This is a genomic window from Puia sp. (genome assembly GCF_036500295.1).
In the GTDB taxonomy this organism is placed as follows: Bacteria; Bacteroidota; Bacteroidia; order Chitinophagales; family Chitinophagaceae; genus Puia.
Map to the genome: position 1 here is coordinate 170,791 of NZ_DASYCH010000003.1, position 23,872 is coordinate 194,662.

Genomic DNA, 23,872 nt, shown 5'->3' on the forward strand with positions numbered 1-23,872 from the left:
GGCATTATCCTAGCGGTATTATCGTCATGCTTAAAAACTACTTCAAGATCGCCTGGCGAAACCTGATCAAGGATCGCCAGTTCACGTTTCTTAATGTTTTGGGTCTCTCCGTTGGATTAGCGTGTACGCTGCTTATCGGTCTGTGGGTTGTCGACGAGCTCAACATGGAGAAATATAACCCGGATGACGCCCGGCTGTACCAGGTGATGGTCCGGCATAAGGGGGAAAATGTAATCGACGTCGGGTGGGGCACTCCGGGCATCCTCGCGACGGCGTTGAAAAAGGAGTTGCCGGCCGTGGAGAATGCCACGGAACTGGTACCGCCATCCTGGTTCCATCCCGGCGGTGTTGCGGGAGTCGCGGATAAGAAACTGAAGGCGCGTCCCCAATACATCGATAGTAATTATTTTGCCTTGTTTGCCTGCCCCTTTCTTCAGGGGGACCGGCGGCAACTGTTTGCGGACAAGCAGGGTGTTGCCCTCTCCGAACCCTATGCGATGGCGCTGTTCGGGACCACCCGGGATATCATCGGCAAGACGATCCACTACGACCAGTTCGATCTTTCGGGCGACTTTGTCGTCAGGGGGGTGTTTCGGCCCAACCCCGCCAATGCTACCGAACAGTTTGACCTCCTGTTCAACTATGCGTTGTTCCTCGAGAAAAAGAACTGGCTTCAGACCTGGACAAGCACCGATCCCCAGACTTTTGTTTTGACCAAAGCCGGGGCGGACATCGCGGCGCTGGACAAGCAGCTTGCCGGCTTTGGCCAGCAGAAGGCCAATAAGGAAAAAGTGGATGCCTGGTTTCTTGCGAAGTTCAGGGACCGGTATCTGTATAATAATTATGAGAACGGCGTACAGAGCGGGGGGCGGATCACCTATGTGCGGCTTTTTATCCTTATTGCTGCATTCATCCTGTTGATCGCCTGCATCAATTTCATGAACCTGTCTACGGCCAGGGCCGCACATCGGGCCAAGGAAGTGGGCATCAAGAAAGTGGTGGGGGCGGGCAGGGGCTCTCTGATCATTCAATACCTCGGGGAATCCTTGTTGCTCAGTTTCCTGTCGCTGGGCGTGGCCCTTGCCCTTGTGAGTTTGCTGTTGCCCGCCTTCAATGAGATTACCGCAAAGCAATTACATCTTTCTTTTACGGCGCCGCTGATATTGGCGGTTTTGGGGATGACGATCCTCACCGGGCTTGTCGCCGGCAGTTATCCCGCCTTTTATCTATCGGCCTTCCGGCCCGTGGCCGTACTCAAGGGGACGCTTCGCACCTCGCTGGGCGAGTTGTGGGCACGTAAGGGGCTGGTCGTTTTTCAGTTCACGCTTTCGGTCATCTTTATTGCCGGGGTAATGATCATCTACCGGCAGATCAATTACATCGAGTCCCGGGATACGGGTTACAGCCGCGACCGGGTCATCCAATTCAGCATCCCGATAAAGATGGATTCCGCAACGATCGTTGCTGCGTCCTCGTTCATAAAGGAATTGAATAACGTTCCCGGCGTCGTCAATGCTGCCGGAGAATTGCACAATCTGTTGGGAGACCATGGCTCCGTGTATGGACTCAACTGGCCCGGACGGAACCCCGATCAAAGCAAGCTGAATTTCGCCAATCTCGAAGTAGGCTACAACTTCCTCGAGACGATGGGGATAAAACTTAAGGAAGGCCGGTACTTCTCCCAGAATCCAAACGCCGAGCATGAGATCATCTTCAACGAGGCGGCGATCCGGGCGATGGGATTGAAGGAGCCGATCGGCAGGACTGTGCAGGTGTTCGACGAGAAGCGGACGATCGTCGGGGTGGCAAAAGACTTCAATTTCGAATCCGTCTATCAGTCGGTGAAGCCCGCCCTGTTCCGGAGCTACCCCCTGGGCGACGAAGTGCTCGTGAAGCTGAGAAAGGGAAGCGAGGCTTCGACGATCGCAGCGGTAAAGACGGCCTATACGCGATTCAATCCCGGGATGGCCTTTGAATATAAATACCTGGACGAGTATTACAACCAGTTATATTCCGCTGAGATCAGGGTAGGGGTCCTGGCGCGGTATTTTGCCGGTCTGGCGGTTCTCATCTCCTGCCTGGGGTTGTTTGGGCTGGCGGCTTTTACCGCCCAGAAGCGCCGGAAGGAGATCGGCATCCGCAAGGTGATAGGTGCATCGGTCGTACAGGTGGCGTACCTGCTGAGCCGGGAATTCGTCGTGCTGGTCGGGATTGCTATTGCCATTGCGTTTCCGGTGGCATGGTTGGCCATGCGGCATTGGCTGGAAGGGTTCGCTTACCGGGTGGACATTGGCTATGATGTCTTTGTCCTGACGGCGGTTGCCGCTGTCGGTATTACGATCGTCACCATCGGTTATCAGTCTTTCAGGGCTGCAACGGCCAATCCCGTAGACAGCTTAAGATCAGAATAGCGGTCAGACCAAAATACTATTTATGATAAAGAACTACTTCCTCATCGCGTGGCGGAATATCGTCCGTAACCGCGTCTATGCAACGGTCAACATATTGGGCCTCGCGCTGGGGCTCACCTGCTGCATCCTGATCTTTCTTTGGGTAAGGGATGAGAAGAGCGTCGATAATTTCGGGTTGGCGGGCAAGGACCTGTACATCGTGTATGAGACCTATACGGCCGACGGGCATACCGGTGGTATGTATCAGACGCCGATGCATTCGGACAGCGTCATGACCTCCTCCTATATCGAGGAGGTGAGGAGTTCTGTTCCGGAAATAAGTAAATTGGCATGCTATACGACGGGATATGAATTGCCCTGGGGATATCCCGAGACCCTTCAGGTCGGGGACAAGACGGTGAAATTGGATGGAGCCAGGGCGGGCGAGGACTTTTTCAAGATATTCCCTTTTCCGCTGGTGGAGGGTAATGCCGCAACGATCCTTCATGACCTGAAAGGGATCGCGCTTTCCCAGCGAACGGCCGTTGCGCTTTTCGGAAGTCCCCGGGCGGCCATGGGTCAAAGGATCCATTTTCAGAACCAGGTCGATTTCACCGTGTCGGGGGTTTTCGAAGATATCCCGGCAACCAGTTCGATGCATTTTGATTTCATGAACAATTGGGAAGCGCAGAAAAGGGGAATGGTGAACTGGGCCGGTAATAATTTCATAACCTATGTAAAACTTGCGCCGGGTTCCGATCCGGAGAAGGCGGCGGCGCTGATGACCAAATACCTGCTGACGGCAATGGGCCCTATCAAGGGGGTAACGGTCCGGCTTGGGCTGCAAAAGGTGAGCGATCAATATCTCTACAATGTCTTTTCCAACGGTCTGCCCGTGACCGGCCGGATCGAATACGTTCGTATCTTCAGCGGAGTGGCCGTCTTCATCCTGCTGATCGCCTGCATCAATTTTATGAACCTGGCTACGGCCCGGTCGGTAAAACGCGCGAAAGAGGTCGGTTTGCGGAAAGTGGTGGGTTCTTCCCGGATGCAGTTGATCGGGCAGTTTTTCGGCGAGTCCCTGCTCTTTGCGTTTCTGGCGATGTTCCTTTCGGCAGGCTTTGTCATTTTGTTGTTGCCGGCCTTTAATTCCTTTACGGGGAAGGCTATCCGCCTTCCTGTGGGGGATATGGACTCCTGGCTCACCCTGCTGGCCATTGCGGCGGCGACAGGCTTTGTGGCGGGAAGTTATCCGGCGCTGTATCTATCCTCGTTGCGGCCGGTACAGGTACTGAAGGGTGTCCTTAGCTTCACCCGCGGATCCATTTTTGTCCGGAAGGGTTTGACGGTCTTTCAATTCGTTTTGTCCATCGTGCTCCTGATAGCCACCATTGTGATCACCCGGCAGACCGATTACGTACAACATACCAATCCCGGATATGACCGGGAGAATCTTGTCTATGTCCGGGTGGAGGGCGCGTTGTCTACCGGCGCCGGCTACCGGTTGTTCCGGCAACAGGCGTCCACGATGCCGGGTATCGCGATGATCGACCGCAGCTCGGAGACCCCGCATTCCATGAACTTCGCCGTCACCGACCCGATACAATGGGAAGGAAAATCCAGGGATGCCCAGGTGGCTTTCGTGCCGGCTTCGGTGGGATACGATTTTATCCGGCTGATGCACCTGTCCGTCGTCAAGGGACGGGATTTTTCGCGCCTGAACGCGACTGATTCCATGGATGCCTTTATCGTGAACGAAGAGGCGGTGAGGCAGATGGGTATAAAGAATCCCATCGGCAAATGGATCTCCGCGTGGAAGAAGAAGGGGCATATCATCGGGATCGTGAAGGACTATCATACCCGCAGTCTGCGGGAGCCGATCAAGCCGGTGGTGCTGGATGTAAAGGAGGACCTGGATTTCGGGGTCATCATGGCCCGGACGCGTCCCGGCCAGACCCGGCAGGCGCTGGCCAGCCTGGCTACGGTGTACAAACGGATAAATCCCAACCTGGCCTTTGCCTACCAGTTTATGGATGAAGAATATCAGAAGATGTACAACAGCGAACTGATCACGTCCAAGCTCTCTGTCCTTTTTGCGACGCTGGCGATCGTTATCTCCTGTCTCGGGTTGCTGGGTCTTGTGTTGTTCGCCGCCGAGCAGCGTACACGGGAGATCGGTATCCGCAAGGTATTGGGGGCTTCTCTGGCGCAGATCGTTACGCTGTTTTCGATCAATTTTCTCCGGCTGGTGGTGATCGCCTTTTTGATCGCCGGTCCGCTGGGCTGGTTCTTTATGAATTCCTGGCTCCATGACTTTGCTTACCGGATCGCGCTTTCCTGGTGGATCTTCGCCCTGGCGGGTATGGCCGTGGGGGTGATGGCATTGCTGACGGTGAGCTACCAGGCCGTCAAGACGGCGTTGACAAACCCGGTGACCTCGTTGCGGAGCGAGTGAGTGGACTGCGGGATGTGGGGCCGTCGGACGCCAGAATGCCGCTTATTCGGGGAATTTTCGTAGATTCACGCGGCAAACTGTGTTTGTCGTGAAACTGACTGGTCTAATACTGCTGCTGTCAATTACTGCGTACTCTCCCTTATCTGCCCAATATTATTTTACCGGGGAGGTTAAAGACCTTCATGGCGACAAGCTGCAACGGGTGGCGATCATCGTCCGATCCACCGGCGAAGTATTTATGACCGGGAGGTATGGAGATTTCGAGATCGTTTCAAAGAGTGCGGATGATTCCCTCACCTTTGCCTATAACGGCTATGAGCGATATACCACAGCCATCAAATCCACCGATTATCTGCAGGTGACGCTGAAAATGCTGACTCCGCCATCGGCGCCTCATAAGACGCGGATCACTTCTCTCCCTGCCTGGCGGGGATGTGATCCCTATCCCGAACATGCCGGTGAGAACAGTTTCGGGTTGGTGGAAAATCCCTTTCTTGAGGGACCGGCCACGGTGACTTTTATCGGTAATCCCAACGGCATCTCTTTCAACAATATCCGCCGTTTCCTGGATATGGGAACAAGAGTCCCGCATGAAGCGGTGAAGATCGAAGAGATGCTGGGCTATTTCAACTTCTTTTATGAGGAGCCTGACCCTGCGGAGTTATTCCATTGCAGTTCGGACCTGGTGAGCTGTCCCTGGAACAGGAACCACCGCCTGTTGTATCTCCATGTCAGCGCGAAGAGGGGGCAAACGCCCGAAACGCCGCCCAATCACCTGATCTTTACCATCGACGCGTCCGGTTCAATGGATATGCCCAACAAACTGCCGCTTGTAAAGGCGGGAATGCGGTTGCTGGTGCGCAACCTGCGGGACATCGATACCGTGTCTTTTGTGCAATATGGCGCGAATGTGAGTGTACTGGCGGGTATCCCGGGGTCGAAGAAAGGAGATATCATCAAGGCCATCGAACAACTGCATGCCGATGGCGAATCTCCGGGCGATGCGGCGTTGAAGCTGGCTTACCGGATCGCGCAAAAGCAGTATATCCGCAATGGGGTCAACCGGGTCATCCTGATCACCGACGGGGATGTCTGCAATGACAAGAATGCGGCCGACGAGCTGGAAGAACTCGTTGCGCAGGAAAGTGAGAATGGGATCAGCCTCTCCTGTCTTGGGGTAGGTATGAAGGACAGCGAAAATGTCGAATTGCCTGCCCTGGCGGCCAGGGGGAAGGGTAATTTTGCCTGTATCGAGGACGAGCAGGAGGGTGAGCGGATCTTTTTGAAAGAGCTTAACGAGAACCTGCTCAATGTAGCCGACAGCGTTTCGATCACTGCCGGGTTTGATTCGACGCTGGTGGACAGCTACCGGCTTATCGGCTATGATAACAAACGAAACCTGCTGGAGGATACGGCCCTGCGGATCGAAGGAAGCAAGATCAGCAGTGCCCATTCCATGACTGCGTTGTTCGAATTGGTCCCGCGAAAAGACTCCATCGAGATCGAAAAGATCGGAAAGGTGAAGATCAGCTATTGTCTTCCCGGGAAGAAGGCAAAGCGATGGTACGAATTCAACTGTCCGAACAGCCCCATCTCTTTCGACCGGGCCGATCTCCATCTGAAGAAAGCTGCGTGCATTGCCTTGTTTGGGATGATGCTGAAGGAGTCCGCGTATGCCGGGCAGAGTAACTGGCAGGATATGGAGCGGCTGACCAAAAAGGTCTTTGCGGGCAACAACTATATCGACAAGGAATATATCAACCTCGTCGTCAGGGCGAGGGATATCTACGAACATAAAAAATAGCCATGACAAACACACAGGCCGAGAAGGCGGAACGGTTGAAAGCGCTGCATCAGCGCGAGGGCATTTTTGCGATTCCCAACCCGTGGGATGCGGGATCGGCGAAGATCCTCACCCATCTGGGTTTCGAAGCGCTGACCACGACCAGTGCCGGGCTTGCTTTTTCGCTTGGCAAACCGGATGGGACGGGTGCTGTTACGCGGGAGGAAACGTTGATCAATGCCCGGCTCATCGCGGAGGCTACCCCGTTACCTGTCGCCGGTGACCTGGAAAATGGCTATGGTGACGAACCCGAGGCCTGTGCGGAGATGATCCGGCTGGCTGCCGGGGCAGGTTTGGTGGGCGGCTCGATCGAGGATGCCAGCACCGATCCGCAGAACCCCATCTACCCCTTCGACCTGGCCGTGCGCCGGGTAGAGGCTGCGGTTAAAGCCGCCCGCGGGCTTTCTTTTCCTTTTACCCTAACGGCGAGGGCGGAAAATCTTATCAATGGACGGCCCGATCTGGCCGATACTATCCGCCGGCTTGTGGCTTTTGCGGAACTTGGCGCGGATGTTCTGTTTGCGCCGGGGTTGACGACCGCCGAAGAGATCAGCGCCGTCGTCCGCGCCGTCGCGCCGAAGCCTGTGAATGTCGTGATGGGGCTGGGCAAGGGCGATTTCACTCTTGACCAGTTGGCCGCGCTGGGTGTCAAAAGGGTGAGTCTGGGATCGACCCTCTCGCGGGCCGCCTATGGACCGTTCTGGCAGGCCGCCGAAGAGATCGGCCGAAAGGGCAGTTTCGGATTTGCCAAATCGATCACGTCGTATGCGGAGTTTCAGAAGTTATTCACTTCGCAGACTTTTTGAGGGATTGGCCATTGCCGCCCGCAGGGTATGATACAGCACCGTGAGGAAGGTGATCAACAGCACCGCCACTGCCGCGAGCAAATAAGGCACCACCGAGAATCCCATATTGTACGAGAATAGATTCAGCCAGTTATCCATGAACAGGTAGGCCACGGGGAAGGCGATGAGGCAGGAGATCCCTACCAGCGCCACAAAATTCCGCGTGACCAGCGTGACTATCTGGGAAAGTCTTGCGCCCATGATCTTGCGCATCGAGATCTCCTTCTGGCGCTGCTGCGTGGTGAACGCGATAAGTCCCAACAGTCCCAGGCAGGTGATCATCACCGTCAGTACGGAGAACGTGGTGAACAGCTTGCCGCGTTTCTGTTCGGCTTCGTATTGGGAGTTCAGCGATTTGTCGAGGAAGTTATAATCGAAGGGCAGATCGGTAAAGCTCGCACGCCAGGTCTTTTGCACGCTGGCGAGCGTAGACTGGACGTCCCTTGCGTCCAGCTTGAGCTGGATATTGTTTTGGTTCGCCCGGTAAAGCAGGATCAGGGGTGCGATCTTATTGTAGAGGCTCGTCTGGTTGAAATCCTTGACGACACCCACCACTTCGAAGAACCGGCCGGAGGTATCGCCGGGGAACTTCACCCTTTTGCCGATGGGGTCAGACCATTTGAAATAGTTTACCATATTCTGGTTGACGACCATACTGTGCAGGGTATCGCCCAGGCCGGTAAATCCGCGGCCTTTTACGATCTTCATGCCCAGTGTTTTGAAATAATGTTCGTCGATGCCATAGACGTTGACGCCCTGGTCGACATAGCCCTTGTCTGTTTGCACGGAGAACAGGTTGAAGCTGATCCCCTGGCCCGGAACGGCTTGAGCCGTGCTTACGGAAAGGATACGCGGGTCTTTCCGGGCGGCATTGGTAAAGGCAATGATCTCGCTGCGGGCGTCGCGGTTGGTGTTCACCGGTATCGTGACCACTTCGCTCTGGTCGAAACCCAGGTCCCGGTGGCGGATGTAGTTTAACTGGGCATAGACGATCAGCGTGCAGATCAGCATGATCATCGCGATCGAGAACTGGACTACCACGAGGACCCGCCGGAGGTTGACGTTGCTGGATCCTTTGGAAAGGTTGCCTTTCAGGATATGAATGGGGTCAAACTTCGCAAGATACAGCGCGGGATAGCTGCCGCCGACGAATCCTACGAACAGTACGATCAGCAGCAGGATCAGGAGCGTGCCCGGCTGCATGAAGGCGCTGAAGGAGATATTCTTGCCGGCGAGCGTATTGAACATCGGCAGTAAAAGCGCGACAAGGCCGATGCTCAGCAACAGGGCCAGAAGGGCGGTGAGCATCGATTCCAGCAGGAACTGAGCCATCAACTGCGGCTGGGTGCTCCCGGTCACTTTACGCACCCCGATCTCTTTGGCGCGCCTCGCGGACCGTGCCGTTGTCAGGTTCATATAGTTGATACAGGCGATGATCAGCATGAAGAAGGCTACAGCCGAGAAGATATAGATATAGCTCATGCTGCCGAGTTCCTCGGGTTCTCCGCCCATCTTCGAGTGTAGGTGGATGGTAGTGATCGGCTGCACCACGTAGCGCATCGTGACATTGAATTTCGCGAAGATGGACGCCATGTATTTGTCGTACATGGGAACCAGCTTTTGCTGAAAGACCGCCGGGTCGGTGTTGGGTTTCACCAATACGTAAGTAAAGTGATTGAAGGATCCCCAGCCCTGGCCGTCGTTGTCGTCGAAGTTGCGGATCTTGGGCAGGGTGGTCCGGGAGATCAGGATATTGAACCGGAAATGGGAATTATAGGGAATATCCTTGATGACGCCGGTGACCTTGAAGACATCCCCTTTGGCGTTCTGCAGGGTCTTACCTACGATGCCGTTGCTTTTGCCAAAGAATTTCTCCGCGACGGATTCGGTGAGAACAAGGGAATTAGGTTCTACCAGGGCGGTCCGGGGATCGCCTTGCAGGAAGGGGTAGGTAAATATCTTGAAGACGTTGCTGTCGGTGTAGAAGATCTTGTCCTCGTAGATGCGTACATCGCCGTTGCGGTACATGGTCCGGTCCTCCCCCACGAACCGCACTGCCTGCTCCACTTCGGGATAGTCCTTCTTCAGGGTTGGGGCCAGCTGGAACTGGGTGGACACCCAGCGCATGGTATCCTTCTCCGACTCCTTGATGTTGGAGCTGATGCGGAAGATACGGTCGGCCCGTTCATTGTACTTGTCATAACTGAGCTCGTCCTTGATATAGAAGATCAGGAAGAGGCTGAAGGTTATGCCAATAGTCAGGCCGAGTATATTTAGCAGGCTGTACCAGCCGTCCCGTTTGAAATTGCGCAGTGCAACCGTGAGGAGATTTTTGATCATGGATTAAATATGCAAAAAAAAATGGACAAATTCTTACCTTCCATCCTAAACCCTGTATACATGTCACTAAAGCGTCGCGAATTTATCCGTCTGTCCGCCGGGACCTCCCTGGGCGGAGTTTTTCTTTCCGGTATGTCCGCCCGGCCGGGCGCCGGGTCCGCCGCCCTTGATGAGCTGCAATCCATGACCGGGGACGTCGTCCCGATCTCCGTCGAAGAGCGGAAGAGCCGTATCCAGAAAGCCCAGCGGCTGATGGGGGAGAACAAGATCCAGGCGATCGTACTGGATTCCGGTACTTCCATGGTCTATTTTACCGGTATGAGCTGGGGTTCGAGCGAGCGGCCGATGGTTGCCATCATCCCGGCGCAGGGCGAGGTAAAATACGTCTGCCCGGCGTTTGAGGCGGAACGGCTGCGCGAACTGATCAAGATCGGTACGGAGGTCAGGGTATGGGAGGAACATGAAAGTCCCTATACCGTGGCGGCCGGGATCCTGAAGGATTATGGGATCCGCACCGGCACTGTCGGGGTCGAGGAACGGGTTCGCTTTTTTATTTACGATGGGATCCGAAAGGAGGCGCCGCAGCTCAACTTTGTCAGCGCGGACCCGGTGACGGCGGCTTGCCGGATGATCAAGTCTCCTGCCGAGATTGCCCTGATGCAAAAGGCCAATGATATCACGGTCGCAGCTTATAAAGCCTGTATCGCCCTGCTGCATGAGGGGATGACGCCGGCAGATTTCTCGTCGACTGCCGAGAACGCTTTTTCCCGGCTTGGTGTCCGGGGCGGGTTGAGTGCGAATTTTGGCCTTGCATCGGCCTTTCCGCATGGAAGTATCCAGACCCAGCACCTGAAGGCGGGTGATGTCGTCCTGATGGATGATGGCTGTAAGGTTCAGGGTTACTGTTCCGATATCAGCCGTTGTATCGTCTTTGGCGCCGAACCGACAAAGCGCCAGCGGGAGATCTGGGAACTGGAGAAAAGGGCACAGGCGGCGGGCTTTGCCGCTGCGAAGATCGGCGCTCCCTGTGAGAATGTCGATGCGGCGGCGCGTAAGGTGATCACGGATGCCGGGTTTGGCCCGGGGTATAAGATACCCGGTCTGCCTCACCGGACGGGCCATGGTATCGGCATGGATATCCATGAATGGGGCAATATGGTCATGGGCAACAAGACGCCGTTGCAACCCGGCATGTGCTTTAGCGTGGAGCCGATGGTTGCGATCTATGGCGAATTCGGGATGCGGCTGGAAGACTGTGCGTATATGACCGAAAACGGGCCCCGTTGGTTCTCCGAACCGAGTCCCGCGATCGACAGGCCGTTTGCGTCATAGGCTCAGGCCCATCGCCGCCAGGGCTTCGCGGGTCTTCCCAACATTTTTATGATCGTGGACGATACCGCGAAGACCGAGGCCCTGCGCTATCTGTACGAACATGGCGCGGTCATCGATATAGACGACTTCTTCTTTTGGCACCTGGGCGATATCCAGCGCCACCCTCCAGATATCCGCATCCGGTTTGCGGAAGTGGACAAAACAGGAGGAGATGAAGAAGTCTACGAATTCCCCGAGGCGGAAGGTTTTGATCCGGTGTTCATTCAGTTCGCGGCCTTCGTTGTTCACCACGGCTATCTTTAGCCCGTGGCGGGCTTTTAATGTTTTGACCAGCTGGATCATTTCCGGGTAGGCCATCGACTGACCATACATGAAGGTTCGAAACTGCTCCATGGTAAATGGACGTTCCCGGCAAAAGACGGTTCGGCTGAGATATTCGTCCAGGCTTAGTTTACCGGCTTCATAGGTGTCGAAGGTCATGCGGTGGCGATCGTTCAGTTCGTCGAGGTCCAGGCTGAATTGTTTTGCCGCGGCTTCGCGGGAGCGCCGGTCCCAGCCATTGGTCAGCATTACGCCGCCGATGTCGAGGAACAACGCCGTCACCCGGGCCGGTGTTGGATTTGTTGCCATTGCGATAATTTGTATATATATACAAAGTAACGGGGAAAACGTTTGCAATCCCGTTCCCCGGGTATAATTTTAGGTTATGAAACGGAACCTGCTGCTGCCGATATTGCTGGGCTTGTATATTTCATCGTTTGCCCAGCCCGCAACCCAGGACTATGCCTTGTATATCCCCCATAAGGGCAATGCGAAGGCCTTGCCTGTGGTATTCTTCTTCGACCCTCATGGGGACGGCTCGTTGCCGCTGAAGCTGTATAAAACGCTGGCCGAGACCTATGGGTTCATTTTTGTCGGCAGCAATGCTTCAAAGAACGGGAATGACTGGCCGACCACGGAGAGTATCTGGAACCGGCTGTTTGCCGATGTCCGGCAGCGGTTGCGGATCGACGGCCATCGCCTTTATGTCTGCGGATTTTCCGGCGGCGCGAAGGTGGCGGGGTTTGTGGCCATCCAGTTTCCGGGCATCCGGGGTGTCATCGCCGGCGGTGCGGGTTTGCCGGAGGGGGTTTCGCCGGGGGATTTTGCTTTTAGCTATACGGCGCTTGCCGGCGAGGGGGACATGAACCTTACCGAGTTGGCGGCGATCAGTGGGGAGTTGGACCGGACGCGGACCCGTCATCGCATCATCTTCTTCGATGGCAAGCATGAGTGGGCGCCGCTGGCTGTCATGGACCGGGCCTTTGCGGGCTTGCAGCTGGAAGCCATGAAGGACGGGGCTCTGCCGCGCGACGCCGCCTTTATCGGGCGGGTGCTTTCGGGGGATAAGAAAAGGATCGAGACCGAGATCGGGGTGGGCCGGCTCGTGCGGGCGGTGCAGGACTGCAAGGTTGCATCGAGTCTGCTCGACGGGTTGACGCCGGAAGCGGAATGGTTCAGGCAGAAAGCGGGCATCCTTGACGGTGATCCGGCGTATAAGAAACAGGCGCAGGCACGGGATGCGCTGTTCCGGCAGGAAGAGGTGACAAAGGCCGGATATATGCAGCAGTTTCAGCAGGGTGATAGCCGGTACTGGCAGCAGACGATCAAAGACCTGGAGGCCAGGGCTGCGACGCCGACACGCGAGCGGGGGATGTATCAGCGGCTGCTGGCTTATCTCTCGCTGGCCTTTTATTCGATCAGCAACCAGATGATCAATGCGGGGCGAAATGACGGGGCGCGGCATTTCGTGGAGCTGTACAAGATGGCCGATCCCGCCAACAGTGAGGCCTGGTATTTCTCTGCGGTGGTGGATGTCCGTGAGGGACATGTTCCTGTTGCGGCAACCGATCTGCAAAAGGCGATCGGCCTTGGGTTCCGAGACCGGGAGCGGCTTCGGCGGCAGCCCGAATTTCAAAAGGCTTTTAGCGTAAGCGATCTTTCAAGGATCGAGAGTGGGATGCCAAAATAAATGTCTATATTGGAAAAAACGATTTATTCTATGGAAGATCTGTTATCCGATGTCTATGCAGAGCCTAAACTGGCCACCCTTGGTTCGCGGGTTGGAGCCGCCATTATCGACCTTATCGTGTTCTTTATTATTTTTACCGTTTTCGCCATGCTCTGGGGCGACAACTATACCATCGGCACTACCGTTAAATTCCGCCTGACGGGCCTCCCTGCATTTGTTTTTTTCCTGGTGACTTTTGCGGTGATGGTCATCCCGGAGGGGACGACCGGCAAGACGCTTGGCCAACGTCTCCTGCGAATAAAGGTCGTGGCGAGGGATCAGTCCGGTCCCTCGCTGGGAAAGTCCATCGTCCGGCATCTTTTCGACTTCCTCGAATTTATATTCCTGGTGGGAATTATCGTAGCCGCCACCAATCCGCAACGGCAACGTATCGGCGATCTCGTCGCCGGAACGATCGTTGTGGAAGGGTAAACCGGGCTTTGATGACTAGAGCTGCCGGATCCTGATATTCCGCCAGCCGCTGGAACCCGGGTGCTGTTGCAGGGCGATATGCCCCCTGGCTACTTTGGCAAAATCGGCGAAGGCCTTATTGCTGAATTTGCTATGGGCAACCATATTGTTCCATTCGTCGCTGCCGATCTGGCCTTCGTAGGTCTTTATCCCGTTGAGGTAAAAGGTCAGATGTCCTTTGTTCTGGATCAGCCGCACCTGGTTCCATTCGCCCGGGGTCTTTGGCCTGGAGACCGTCGAATCTCCGGACATATCATAGAGACAGCCGGCGAGATGATTTTGTTTTTTGTTGTCTTCGGCGTCTTTGTTATCCAGCACCTGCATCTCGGGTCCGGTGAGATAGGTGGCGTTGTATTTGGGGTTTTCCTGTACGTCGAAGATGATCCCGCTGTTGCCGCCTTTGGAGATGCGCCATTGGAGTTCCAGCTCGAAGTTCTCATAAACGTCATTGGTGACGATATCGCCGCCGCCGCTTTGCGGTTGGGTGGGATCGAACACGAGCGCGCCGTCCTTTACCTGCCATTTGGAGCCGACCGTATCCCGGAGATAGGTGTGCCATCCTTTGGTGGAGGTGCCGTCGAAGAGCAGTTTCCAGCCTTGTTTCTTTTCTTTTGAGGTAAGCGTATTGGGCGTTTGTGCGAAAACGAGATTGCCCGCGAGCACAAGGCCTGCCAGGACCATGATTCTTTTCATTGAGCGTGATTTTGAGAGGCCAATTTAACAAATTATTATCTAGCTGAATGCTAATATTTTACAAAGCCAGGCAACAGTCTGGCCGAAATGCGCGTATATTTTAAAAAATACTACCTTCATAGCCGGGTAAAATTAAAATATGAAAAATAGTTTCGTGGGCTTATTCCTGCTCCTTTCCTCTTCAATTTTTGCACAAAATGCCGTACATGACCAGTTTGCAAAGATCACGACGGTGCAGCAGGCACAGCAGTGGATCGAAGGCAATCAGGCGCTCAAACCGGCGCTTCTCCAGCTGAATTCCCTGAAGGATTCCTCGCTTATCGAAAAGCGGCTGCTGAGACAGAACCAGGGCGATGTTTTCTCCGTAGGATATGTCACTTATAAGGTGCTGGAGTCGACCGAAAAGGTTCAGTATCGCGCCAGTTATATCTTTTTGGATGGCGGGTCGCTGTCGCAGTCGCAGATCGACAGCCTGAAAAAGATCATTGTCGACAAGGCCTCGAAAGGGGCCGAATGGAACCAACTTTCCGATCAGTATACGATGGATGGCAATACCACTCATGGGGACACGGGCTGGTTCTTCGGCGAGGAGATGATGCCGAAAGAATTCCAGGATGCCGTCAAGGCGCATAAGCTTGCCGATATTTTCTTTGTCGATGTTGCGGATCGTAACTGGCATTACATCGTCAAAAAGACTTACGACGACGATGATAAGAAGGTAGCCACCGTATTGCGGGCTAACGGGCGCTAATATTGCCCACCGGCGGATACTGAAGTTGCCCGCCGCGCGAATGCTAATATTGCCCGCCGGCGCCGCCGCCGCCGGTCGTACCGCCGCCAAAATGGACTCCTGTATCGGCGGGTTGAACGGCAATGGAGTTGAAGCTTTCGGCGATGATCAATCCTTCCACCGGTAGGTTCTCCAGCAGATGCGGATAGTCGGGCGCTGCCGCCGTGAATCCCATTCTGGGCGTGCGCAGATAGCGCGTCAACCCATAAACCCCCGCGATCAATACGATGCCGGCGATGATCATGGCCAGTTCGCCGGGCAGTACATGGTAGTAGTATCTGAAGGTAGAGATCGACCCCGCCACGAGCGCCATGCCGGTCCATAAAAAGAGGACCTCCTTCTTCTGCAGGCCTTTAGCAATGTAAAAAACGGGAATAGCGGCTGTGAACAGCCACCAGAGCCACCCCAGGGTGACTGGAGCGGGATTGCCGGCAACGGCCGTATTTAATTCGTGGAGGACAAAATAGTTGCCGGACAGGTACAGGCTTACCAGCGTGGCGCCGCGCAGGAGCATAAAATTGGACCGATAACGGCGAAGGCTTGTTTTGGCATGGAGCGTGGTGAACCAAAAATAACAGCCGATGGATATAGCCATGATCATGAAGGGCAGGATTGCCCTCGCCGCCGGACCCCATGCAGAGACAAGGTAATAGACACAGAGCAGCAGTTCGCCATAGGCGACCAATGTCATCACGCGATCGGCGTAGCGTAGCATACCGATGAGGGCAAGTATGCAGATGAGTGCGCTTTCCAAAGTTGGAGAGAGCGAATTTGAGCCGGAGAAATTGATGCCTTCGAAAATGAGCGTGGAGGCGATCCACAAGAGTGCGTCATCGACGCCGGAGCCGTACATCTTCTGTTTGCAGACGAATAGTTCGAGTGCGTAATAGGCCATTATGCCATAGATGATAAGGGTTGCGGTAATGCCTGATGAGCTATCGAGACCCATCAGCAGGAAGATGCCCAGACCGCAGGCTGCGGCGATGACGGTCAGCGCGAAAAGCCCGATACGGATAAAGAAATTGGGGAGATAGAAGTGGTAGGGGTATGCTGCGTGGATGCGGTCGACCTCCTCCGCGGTGAGGATCTTTTTTTCAAATGCCTCCCTTGCTTCTTTTTGGAGATGGAGGTTGTCCAGCGATTGACGGTTATAGGCGATCATGGGTTCTTCAATTGACGGTTGATCCGCATCAGCAGGAAAATGATCCCGATGGCTGAGCCGATGAAATAAAGAAAGGCGAGATAGAGCGCTGATGCGTCCCGCCAGTAGGTGGCGGTCAACAGCCGGATCACGGCGTCGCAAAGCGCGATATAGGCATAGAGGATGATGACGACTACAAAATAGAACGATCGCCTGGCCATCGCCCGGGTATAGCAGAAGAATCCGGCTGCTATCAGCCCCGCAAACCAAAGGAACCATCCTTTGTCAAAGGTGAACAGCCCTGCCAATGCGGCGATGAAGAAGAGGTGCAGTCCGAAATTGGTATAGGTGATCTCGAAATGAGGCTTTAACCGGCGCTGCACCGTCAAGTGGCCCATGGCCAGCAGGATGGCGCCCAGCAGAAGGCCGGTATAGATCAACCGCGGGCTATCGAAATTGCCTTCTCTCAGGATCGTCATCGGGGTGATGGCGATGCCGGCCCAGGCGGCAAGATTGGTTATCGCGAGACTTAACACTCCGAGGTGATCGAAAAAATAGGCCGCGGTAAAAAGGATGATCATGGGGATAAAGGTGGCCAGTCCGTAATTGTCACCAAAAACCCCGTAGGCGTATTGGAGATAGCCGAGAAAGATCAGGAGGCTGAGGCAGCCCAGCAAGAGAATATAATCGAAGAAGGGGGTAGGCGCATTCACGAGTTCCCAGCCGAAAAGCGCTTTCTTCCGCAGGCAATAATAAAAGCTGCCGGTGGTGACAAGGGCGATAAACGCGAGAACGGCCTGGTGACCGATGGTGTCGATATTTTTGTATACGAGGATGCCGAGTCCCGCCGTCAGCAGGAGGACACCCAGGTAGAGCAATAGCCGCATCTCCCAGAAAAGGGAGAAGAGCCGATTGGTTTCGAAGGCTTCCGCGTGTTGCAGCGTTGCATCGGAGATCAGCCCTTCGGCGTGTAGTTTTTTATACGTAGAATTATGCATATGCTTGATGAACAAGATATGAAATATTTTAACATTCCGTTATTGTAGTATTAACAGTGTCGCAACATGCGATATCGATGGATGGGCGTACCTTTGGGTTGTAATAATTAGCATTATTATTTAGTTTTTAAGCAGTCAATTTTCTCATAAGCAGTTAGTTTTGGTTACGACCCCTGTTTCTACAGGGGTTTTTTTTTGCCCTTCATTTACCGTGAAAATGAATTACTTTTCGGTATGGCAAAGAAGAAAGAGCGGCTTATCGCAGTAAGCCCATCGGGAAAAAAAGAGGGGTCTCTCGCCGATCTTATCCATGACGTGGTGCGGCAGATACCGTGCGGCCGGGTCACCTCCTACGGCGCTATTGCCGCGGTTCTCGACCTCCCGAATCCAAGGATGGTCGGCAGGGCCATGCGTACCGCGGACGACAAGGTTAACCCGATACCTTTCCAGCGGGTGATCAACAGCAGCGGGCGGCTCACCGGCGAATACCGCGACTGGCGCAAGAAATTGCTGGAGAAGGAAGGTGTAACCATAAAAGGCGATAAGATCGTCGATTTCAAGACCTTGTTTTGGGACCCCGCGAAAGAGTTGTAATGCCCCGCCTACCGAACTATATTCCCCTATTCCTGCTGACGGCTCTCTGTCTTTCCTGCGGCGAAGGCCATCCTTCGGGCGGTATAGTGACAGCGGACTGCCCCAAGCCGAAAAAGATCATCGTCTATAAAGAAAATGTTTACGATCTCAGCGGATATGCGGACGAGGGTGGGGGCGACCCTTTCCGGCTGTTTGATGAGAACCAGTTGGTAGACCCGCTGAACAAGCCGGATGGCGCCTATAAGCCGCATACCAACCCACAGCCGACGCAACAGCAAGCCATCTACTTCCCCAAGGGCAAAGGCAACCGCATCGTTATCGATCTGCGGACGACCTATCATCTTACCGATGTCTTTCTTTACGACCGTGGCAACTCTGCGGACAGCGTCTGGATCTATACCGGGGATATGCGGCATTGGAAGCAGAAGGCGGCATTCAGGACGATCGAGGTCTTTCAGTCCTCCCAGTGGCGGAGATTTCCAATGAATGACGGCGGGGGGCATGCGGACAGCGGCGGGGGGCATGCCGATAGCGGGGGGCGTGGCGACAGCGGGGAGCATGCCGATAACGGGGGGCGATCTGTGGACGACAGTGTGCGGTATATCATGATCCGTTTCAGCAGTCCAAAGGCGGCTATCGACGAGATGGTCCTCTATGGCTGCACGGATAACCCCATCCCGCCGCGGCGGGTGGAGCCGGCAAACAACCAGCCGTTCGCGCAGAAAACGATGAAAGAATTCCTGGGGGTTAACGACTACAGCGGGATCGTCGATGCGAAATGGCTGAAGCCGTTCTATTATACCCGGCTGTACTCCTTTGCTGTCGATTTCGACCGGGATACCGTTGACGTCTATCCGCAGGTGAAGTACAATATGACCCATTTCGGCTATTGGGACGCCGGCCGCCGCGACTATCACTACTGGCCGGAGGACAACGTAAAAGAGAATCATCATCAGGTGTGGTATACGATGCAGGGTCTTCCCTTATGGATGGCGAAGGACGAACGCGATAAAAAAGGGCGGCCCGTGACGAAATGGGGTATGGACCCCGAAGACGCGCTCAGCTATGGGCGGCATGGCGCCATGATGTGGAATCTCGCCGCCTGGTTTGGGAATGTAAAATGGGATACCGGTCTTTTGTCCCTCGATCATCAGCCGAAGTTTTCGGGCCGCGGCACCATGCGGCTGTACGAGAACGGCAACGAGGAAGATGCTTTCTGGACCGGCGAAAGATATTGCAACCCCATGGCCTATTTTGCTCAAAGCAACGCCGATTATGACGGTGCGGAGCGGGCCCTTGGGGACAGATGTGGAATCGCCAATGCAGACAGCGGCAGCGCGCTGATCACATCCGGGCTCATCGGCCTCGACACCAACCGGGTCAGGGTATACAAATTTCTTTGCAGGACCTTGCGCAAGGACGGGGCCTTTATCTGGAAGGGTGGGGTGCAGTATCATTATTATTCAACGGCAGGTGGCCACGGTATCAGCCCGGAAGAGGACTCGCTGCGGTGGCGGCTTGCGAAGGTGGCCGCATTTACCCACGACCTGGAGCCCGGCGTTCCCTGTATCCTTGGGGAAAACGGTTATGACAAGTCGCAGCATACGCGGCAATCCACGCCGCTGTTGCCGGGACATTCAGCGGAGGAATCCCAGGCCGTTTTTATCCTTCGGTCGGTGAATGCGACGGCCTTCTCGGGGTTCGATTCCTATATTCTGTACTGGCTCCGGGATACCAAGCCGGTGGATGCTCCCGATGTATATCTCACGAGCGGCGTTTTGCGCGAGATGCCGGACGAAAGCATCCGGCCTTATCCCTCGTGGTTTTACCTCAGCACCTTTGTCGGGCGGCTGGCCGACTACCGGCCGGACCGGATCGTCAGTGAGAAGGGGCCGGTGTGGATCTATAAATATCGCCATGCGCAGTCGCCGGATTCCGTGGCCTATTTTGTATATGCGCCTACGCATAACGGCGCGAGTGTCCCCGGCTTCGCGCTAAAGGTGGGGGATGTAGCGGGCGATGCCGTCGAGGTCGATTTTGCGGCTGCGTCGGCGCAAGGGGTCGCAGCCGGCAGGAAGGTGAAGGGGGGTATCGTGACGATCGGGGTCGGCGAGACCCCGACGCTGGTCTTCGTAAAAGAGAAAAAGTAATGATCTCCGTCGGGTCAATCGGCCTTGATCTCGGCAGCAGGCCGCCGGTTTTTACCCGGTTTCCCCGTTAGTCCGTCACCGAGGTCGTCCCGCGCCTCATCGGCCAGCTTCAGCAGCTTTTCCTTTATTTCGGGATACAGTTGCTGCACATCGTAGGCTTCACCGGGGTCATGCGCCAGATCGTATAACGCCATGGGTACGGGCACGTGGGGGATCTTGCCGCCGACGCCGTCTTTGCCATGCAGGGCCTTATAACTCGAAGAGGTATGCGGCAGAACCAGCTTCCAGTGTTTATAACGAACGGCCTGGAGATCGTTGGTCCCAAAATAATAATAGAACACATCCCTTGGGTTTTTGGCGCCCGCCGTCAGGGCGGGGAGAAAATCGAGTCCGTCGATGCGTTTTTTTGGAAGCGGGGCGCCGGTGGCCGCGGCGATGGTGGGGAGCCAGTCCATATTCGTCATCAGGTGGCTGTTGATGCTGCCGGCCTTGATCTTTGCCGGCCAGCGAACCAGCAATGGAACGCGGGTACCGCCTTCGAAGGTGGTGGATTTTCCTTCGCGGAATCCGCCGGAGCTGCCGGCGTGATTGCCGTAGTTGAGCCAGGGGCCGTTGTCGCTGGTGACGATGAGCAGGGTGTTGCGGGCGAGTCCGGTCTCATCCAGGGCTTTCATGATCTGACCGATGCTCCAGTCCACTTCCATGACGACATCGCCGAAGAGGCCGAGTTCGCTTTTGCCTTTGAATTTATCGGAAACGGCAAGGGGCACATGGGTCATCGAGTGGGCCAGGTAGAGAAAAAAGGGCCGGTTGCGGTTGGCCTTGATGAAGGAAACGGCATGTTCGGTATAGAGGGTGGTCAACTGTTCCTGCTGGGCGCGGGTGCGGATGGTATCGATGCCCCTGTCGCCCTGGTAGAGCACCAGTTCGGGCCATTTGGAGCGGGCGTTGGCCGTGTCGGTGATCTTTGTTCCGTCGATCTCCCGGGGCCACATATCGTTGGAATAGGGAAGACCATAGAACGAATCGAAGCCATAATGGATCGGGAAGAAAGGCGGTTTGCGGCCGAGGTGCCATTTGCCGATCATCCCGGTGTGATAGCCGGCCCGTTTCAGCAGCGACGCCACGGTCTCTTCGCTGGGATTCAGTGCTTCGTTGGACAGCGGCAGGAGCGCGCCGTGTATCCCGATGCGGTTGGGGTAGCATCCGGTGAGCAGTGCGGCCCGGGATGCGGTGCAGATCGGCTGGCCCACGTTGTAATGCGTGAATCGCATGCCCTCGGTCGCCAATTTATTGAAATTTGGGGTAGGGATGCCCGTCATGCCGTAGGGTTCGATATCGCCATAGCCCATATCGTCCATCAGGATGATGATGACATTCGGGCGGGCGGAGGGCTGGGCGAAGAGTCTGCCGGCGATAAGAACCAGGAATAACCAGAGAAAAGCTTTTTTCATATTGCTGTTATAAAGCGTGATCGGTGCCGATATTCTCTCCCCGCCAGATCTTCAGGGCCGTCCAGGGCATATCCGGTCCCTGCCAGAATTGGTTGCTTGCGGGAAGGCCCAGCGGTAGAAAGGCTTCGGAACAAAGGTACAGGCTGCCGGTGGATATATAGCTTTCGCCGATGCCCGGCTGGTGACCATACAGGCCGATCTGCAGCCAGCCCTTGGGGTCGAAGGTGCCCGGGGCTTCCAACTGTCTGTGGATGACGGCATAGAGTGCGGCCCGAACCTGTTGCGGGGCCAGTTCTTTCGGCAGGGCCTCCATCAGCGCTACGCGAGCCAGCAGGTGAAAACAGCCGAAGCGATAAGCCAGGCTGCGGCCGATGGGCGGATAGGTGGCTTCGGGCGAGATCATCCGTTCCTGTACGACGGCATAGCGCTGGCTGCGGTGGAAGATATCGTCCCAGAATTTGTTATCGGGATTCTTCGGGTCGGCTTTTTGCAGCACCTGTGAAGCGTCGAGCAGCATCGGTTGCATGACGAAGCTGTTGTAGTAGTCCCAATGGAATTCGGGGCCGTCACCATAGGCGCCGTCGCCCTTGTACCAGCCCATCAGCTGGCGAAAGGCATAGTCAAGCCGCATCTTGTCGCATTCGCCGCCATACTTCAGCAATGCCGCTTCTATCGTTGCGCTGAACATCAGCCAGTTGGTATAGGAGGGGGTGATGGCGCGGGAGGAGCGAAGGGCATCGAGGGTTTGTTTTTTTGTTACCGTGTCCAGCCGGGCCCAGAGCTGTGTAGGCGCGCGGAGCAGTGCCTGTGCAAAAAAGGCGGCATCCACCAGCGGCTGGCGGCCGTTGCAAAAATTCATGAAGTCGGGAGAGGTGGGGTCCACCGCCTTTTTGATCGAGGCGCGGGCCAGATCGCCATATTTTTTCCGCAGCTGTCCTTCGGGTGAATCGTCGGGACCGAGTTCCAGCCAGGGCGCCATGCCTGCCAGCAGGCGGCCAAAGGCTTCGAGATGGGTGCTGTAGGCACGGAAGTCGGGTTTGGCGGCTTCGACCGGCATGGTCTTATGCAGTTGGCCGCGGCTCAGCGCTTCGAGTACGGGGTCGGCGATACGGACGAGGGCGTTGACAAGGTATTCGCGTTCGCGGATGCCGTCGCCTTCGGCGGTGGGAAGGACTTTGATGCTTGAAGCGGCCTGCTTTCCGGTCCCTGCAACCGCATGGGATGCTTTCGGGCCGACTACCGCGGAGATCAAAGGGCCGGCGGGATGTGCCGCGGTCCCGTCGAAGCCGGTTCCCAGCAGGGCTGCCATGGTCCGCGCATATTGCTTCTGCCACACCTGCACTCCCTTCACCTGACCCAACGCGGGAGTATAAGGTCCCATGAATGCGCACCATATCTGGTCACTACCCGGCGTTTTGTTGTTGTGATGCGTCCAGTCCGGCCCCTCGCCGCGGCCGTGGTCGGTAGCGATCACAAGCGTCGTCTGTCCCTTATAATAGGGATCGCTTTGGAGATAGTTCCAAAGGTCCTTCAGCATAGCATCGTTGTTCCGTGCCGATTGAAGATAGCCGTCGTATTTATCCTGGTGACCGAAAGCGTCCGTTTCGATGAAGCTGATCTGCAGCATTCGCGGATGCTGCTGTTTCAGATATTCGCGCGCCAGCAGATAGGTCACCGCGTCGGGCCGCTCATGGATGCCGAACGGTTTGGGCAGCAGGAACTGCTCCTGGCTCAGCACCTCCTGAACGCTATTGCGACCGGGGCCCGTGAACTCCGTGTAGCCGGCATTGACGGGAATGCCGCTGCGGTCTTTGTTAAGGATGCGTTCGAAGGCTACCCAGGAGGTGAAAGCCGCCACCTTTCCCTTGAAGCCTGGCTTTCCGTTGAGATACTCGGGCAACGTCACATTGGGATTGGCCGGGTAGTCATTCGAATTGATGGCCGTGTCGGCGTATCCGGTGAAGATCTCATTGTATCCGGGATAGGAGAACCAATACGGATTGGTGACATTGTCCTTGCTGTCGATGTCGCGGTTTCCATACACCTGACCCTGCGTGGCGATCGTTTTCCAGAAGAACGGCATGAGCTTCCCGCGGCGTTCGGTATAATCGCGGCCCCAGAACTCATCCACGAGCCGGGCGCTGTCTTTACTGCCGGTGAGTTTTGCGAAGAACAGGGCACTGTCGGCGCCCCGGAAGACGTCCTTCCAGCGATAACCGTCAAAGGTGACTACCACCAGCTTTCGTTCGCCGTGCGACTGCGCCTGCACTCCGCCGAAGGAACAGGCAAACAAACCAAGCAACCAAATTTTTTTCATTGGGTTTAT

The 23,872-nt window shown here is 55.6% G+C and carries 17 protein-coding genes; 10 read left to right on the forward strand and 7 right to left on the reverse strand.

What is annotated here, in order from left to right; translation table 11 throughout:
- The first annotated feature begins 26 nt into the window (after window positions 1-26).
- The 4 genes from VGM48_RS01445 (at window position 27) to VGM48_RS01460 (ending at window position 7,494) form a co-directional block, all read left to right on the forward strand.
- Window positions 27-2,411 carry an ABC transporter permease gene (locus VGM48_RS01445; protein ID WP_331575860.1) on the forward strand — a complete coding sequence of 795 codons (2,385 nt, stop codon included), beginning with the start codon at window positions 27-29 and terminating at the stop codon, window positions 2,409-2,411.
- 22 nt (window positions 2,412-2,433) lie between these two features.
- A complete protein-coding gene (locus tag VGM48_RS01450; protein ID WP_331575862.1) occupies window positions 2,434-4,845 on the forward strand; it encodes an ABC transporter permease in 2,412 nt (803 codons plus the stop codon).
- Between the two features lie 88 nt (window positions 4,846-4,933).
- The gene (locus tag VGM48_RS01455; protein WP_331575864.1) at window positions 4,934-6,649 is read left to right on the forward strand and encodes a vWA domain-containing protein; all 1,716 of its coding nucleotides are present in this window, start codon (window positions 4,934-4,936) and stop codon (window positions 6,647-6,649) included.
- Between the two features lie 2 nt (window positions 6,650-6,651).
- Entirely contained in the window at window positions 6,652-7,494 is an 843-nt protein-coding gene (locus VGM48_RS01460) for an isocitrate lyase/phosphoenolpyruvate mutase family protein (protein ID WP_331575866.1), read from the forward strand.
- Here VGM48_RS01460 and VGM48_RS01465 read toward each other — a convergent pair.
- Window positions 7,471-9,873 carry an ABC transporter permease gene (locus VGM48_RS01465; RefSeq protein WP_331575868.1) on the reverse strand — a complete coding sequence of 801 codons (2,403 nt, stop codon included), beginning with the start codon at window positions 9,871-9,873 and terminating at the stop codon, window positions 7,471-7,473. The genes VGM48_RS01460 and VGM48_RS01465 overlap by 24 nt on opposite strands.
- A 60-nt stretch (window positions 9,874-9,933) precedes the next feature.
- Between VGM48_RS01465 and VGM48_RS01470 the strand changes: the two genes are divergently transcribed.
- Window positions 9,934-11,205 carry a Xaa-Pro peptidase family protein gene (locus VGM48_RS01470; protein WP_331575869.1) on the forward strand — a complete coding sequence of 424 codons (1,272 nt, stop codon included), beginning with the start codon at window positions 9,934-9,936 and terminating at the stop codon, window positions 11,203-11,205.
- Here the strand turns inward: VGM48_RS01470 and VGM48_RS01475 are convergent.
- Window positions 11,200-11,835, reverse strand: coding sequence for an HAD family hydrolase (locus VGM48_RS01475; protein WP_331575870.1), 636 nt, complete (start codon window positions 11,833-11,835; stop codon window positions 11,200-11,202). The genes VGM48_RS01470 and VGM48_RS01475 overlap by 6 nt on opposite strands.
- Before the next feature lie 76 nt (window positions 11,836-11,911).
- Here VGM48_RS01475 and VGM48_RS01480 point away from each other — a divergent pair, with 76 nt between their 5' ends.
- Together VGM48_RS01480 and VGM48_RS01485 are read left to right on the forward strand one after the other, a co-directional pair.
- Window positions 11,912-13,216, forward strand: a complete 1,305-nt coding sequence (locus tag VGM48_RS01480; RefSeq protein WP_331575872.1) for a hypothetical protein — start codon at window positions 11,912-11,914, stop codon at window positions 13,214-13,216.
- Between the two features lie 30 nt (window positions 13,217-13,246).
- The gene (locus VGM48_RS01485; protein ID WP_331575874.1) at window positions 13,247-13,687 is read left to right on the forward strand and encodes an RDD family protein; all 441 of its coding nucleotides are present in this window, start codon (window positions 13,247-13,249) and stop codon (window positions 13,685-13,687) included.
- A 15-nt stretch (window positions 13,688-13,702) separates the two neighbouring features.
- Here VGM48_RS01485 and VGM48_RS01490 read toward each other — a convergent pair whose 3' ends face one another.
- Complete coding sequence (locus VGM48_RS01490; RefSeq protein ID WP_331575875.1) at window positions 13,703-14,419, reverse strand: DUF1080 domain-containing protein; 717 nt, start codon at window positions 14,417-14,419, stop codon at window positions 13,703-13,705.
- Between the two features lie 139 nt (window positions 14,420-14,558).
- Here VGM48_RS01490 and VGM48_RS01495 point away from each other — a divergent pair, with 139 nt between their 5' ends.
- Entirely contained in the window at window positions 14,559-15,170 is a 612-nt protein-coding gene (locus VGM48_RS01495; RefSeq protein ID WP_331575877.1) for a peptidylprolyl isomerase, read from the forward strand.
- Between the two features lie 43 nt (window positions 15,171-15,213).
- On the opposite strand, the gene VGM48_RS01500 is transcribed toward VGM48_RS01495, so the two are convergent.
- Both VGM48_RS01500 and VGM48_RS01505 read right to left on the reverse strand, forming a co-directional pair.
- On the reverse strand, window positions 15,214-16,371 hold the full coding sequence (locus tag VGM48_RS01500) for a hypothetical protein (RefSeq protein WP_331575879.1): 1,158 nt from the start codon (window positions 16,369-16,371) through the stop codon (window positions 15,214-15,216).
- On the reverse strand, window positions 16,368-17,348 hold the full coding sequence (locus tag VGM48_RS01505) for a DUF2157 domain-containing protein (protein ID WP_331575881.1): 981 nt from the start codon (window positions 17,346-17,348) through the stop codon (window positions 16,368-16,370). Before VGM48_RS01505 ends, VGM48_RS01500 begins: the two co-directional genes overlap by 4 nt.
- A gap of 234 nt (window positions 17,349-17,582) precedes the next feature.
- On the opposite strand from VGM48_RS01505, the gene VGM48_RS01510 reads away from it, so the two are divergent.
- Both VGM48_RS01510 and VGM48_RS01515 read left to right on the forward strand, forming a co-directional pair.
- Entirely contained in the window at window positions 17,583-17,942 is a 360-nt protein-coding gene (locus VGM48_RS01510) for an MGMT family protein (protein WP_331575883.1), read from the forward strand.
- Window positions 17,942-20,092, forward strand: a complete 2,151-nt coding sequence (locus VGM48_RS01515) for a hypothetical protein (protein ID WP_331575885.1) — start codon at window positions 17,942-17,944, stop codon at window positions 20,090-20,092. The genes VGM48_RS01510 and VGM48_RS01515 overlap by 1 nt, the downstream gene beginning before the upstream one ends.
- Before the next feature lie 14 nt (window positions 20,093-20,106).
- On the opposite strand, the gene VGM48_RS01520 is transcribed toward VGM48_RS01515, so the two are convergent.
- Both VGM48_RS01520 and VGM48_RS01525 read right to left on the reverse strand, forming a co-directional pair.
- Complete coding sequence (locus tag VGM48_RS01520) at window positions 20,107-21,546, reverse strand: sulfatase (protein WP_331575887.1); 1,440 nt, start codon at window positions 21,544-21,546, stop codon at window positions 20,107-20,109.
- 7 nt (window positions 21,547-21,553) lie between these two features.
- Window positions 21,554-23,863 carry a DUF2264 domain-containing protein gene (locus VGM48_RS01525; RefSeq protein ID WP_331575889.1) on the reverse strand — a complete coding sequence of 770 codons (2,310 nt, stop codon included), beginning with the start codon at window positions 23,861-23,863 and terminating at the stop codon, window positions 21,554-21,556.
- Window positions 23,864-23,872 lie beyond the last annotated feature (9 nt).

Bases quoted from the DNA above. Each gene is read 5' to 3' on its own strand.
- VGM48_RS01450 (WP_331575862.1), top strand. From the start codon at position 2,434: ATGATAAAGAACTACTTCCTCATCGCGTGGCGGAATATCGTCCGTAAC.
- VGM48_RS01500 (WP_331575879.1), bottom strand. From the start codon at position 16,371: ATGATCGCCTATAACCGTCAATCGCTGGACAACCTCCATCTCCAAAAA.
- VGM48_RS01520 (WP_331575887.1), bottom strand. From the start codon at position 21,546: ATGAAAAAAGCTTTTCTCTGGTTATTCCTGGTTCTTATCGCCGGCAGA.
- VGM48_RS01480 (WP_331575872.1), top strand. From the start codon at position 11,912: ATGAAACGGAACCTGCTGCTGCCGATATTGCTGGGCTTGTATATTTCA.
- VGM48_RS01445 (WP_331575860.1), top strand. From the start codon at position 27: ATGCTTAAAAACTACTTCAAGATCGCCTGGCGAAACCTGATCAAGGAT.
- VGM48_RS01490 (WP_331575875.1), bottom strand. From the start codon at position 14,419: ATGAAAAGAATCATGGTCCTGGCAGGCCTTGTGCTCGCGGGCAATCTC.
- VGM48_RS01460 (WP_331575866.1), top strand. From the start codon at position 6,652: ATGACAAACACACAGGCCGAGAAGGCGGAACGGTTGAAAGCGCTGCAT.
- VGM48_RS01505 (WP_331575881.1), bottom strand. From the start codon at position 17,348: ATGCATAATTCTACGTATAAAAAACTACACGCCGAAGGGCTGATCTCC.
- VGM48_RS01470 (WP_331575869.1), top strand. From the start codon at position 9,934: ATGTCACTAAAGCGTCGCGAATTTATCCGTCTGTCCGCCGGGACCTCC.
- VGM48_RS01525 (WP_331575889.1), bottom strand. From the start codon at position 23,863: ATGAAAAAAATTTGGTTGCTTGGTTTGTTTGCCTGTTCCTTCGGCGGA.
- VGM48_RS01475 (WP_331575870.1), bottom strand. From the start codon at position 11,835: ATGGCAACAAATCCAACACCGGCCCGGGTGACGGCGTTGTTCCTCGAC.
- VGM48_RS01485 (WP_331575874.1), top strand. From the start codon at position 13,247: ATGGAAGATCTGTTATCCGATGTCTATGCAGAGCCTAAACTGGCCACC.
- VGM48_RS01510 (WP_331575883.1), top strand. From the start codon at position 17,583: ATGGCAAAGAAGAAAGAGCGGCTTATCGCAGTAAGCCCATCGGGAAAA.
- VGM48_RS01495 (WP_331575877.1), top strand. From the start codon at position 14,559: ATGAAAAATAGTTTCGTGGGCTTATTCCTGCTCCTTTCCTCTTCAATT.
- VGM48_RS01465 (WP_331575868.1), bottom strand. From the start codon at position 9,873: ATGATCAAAAATCTCCTCACGGTTGCACTGCGCAATTTCAAACGGGAC.
- VGM48_RS01515 (WP_331575885.1), top strand. From the start codon at position 17,942: ATGCCCCGCCTACCGAACTATATTCCCCTATTCCTGCTGACGGCTCTC.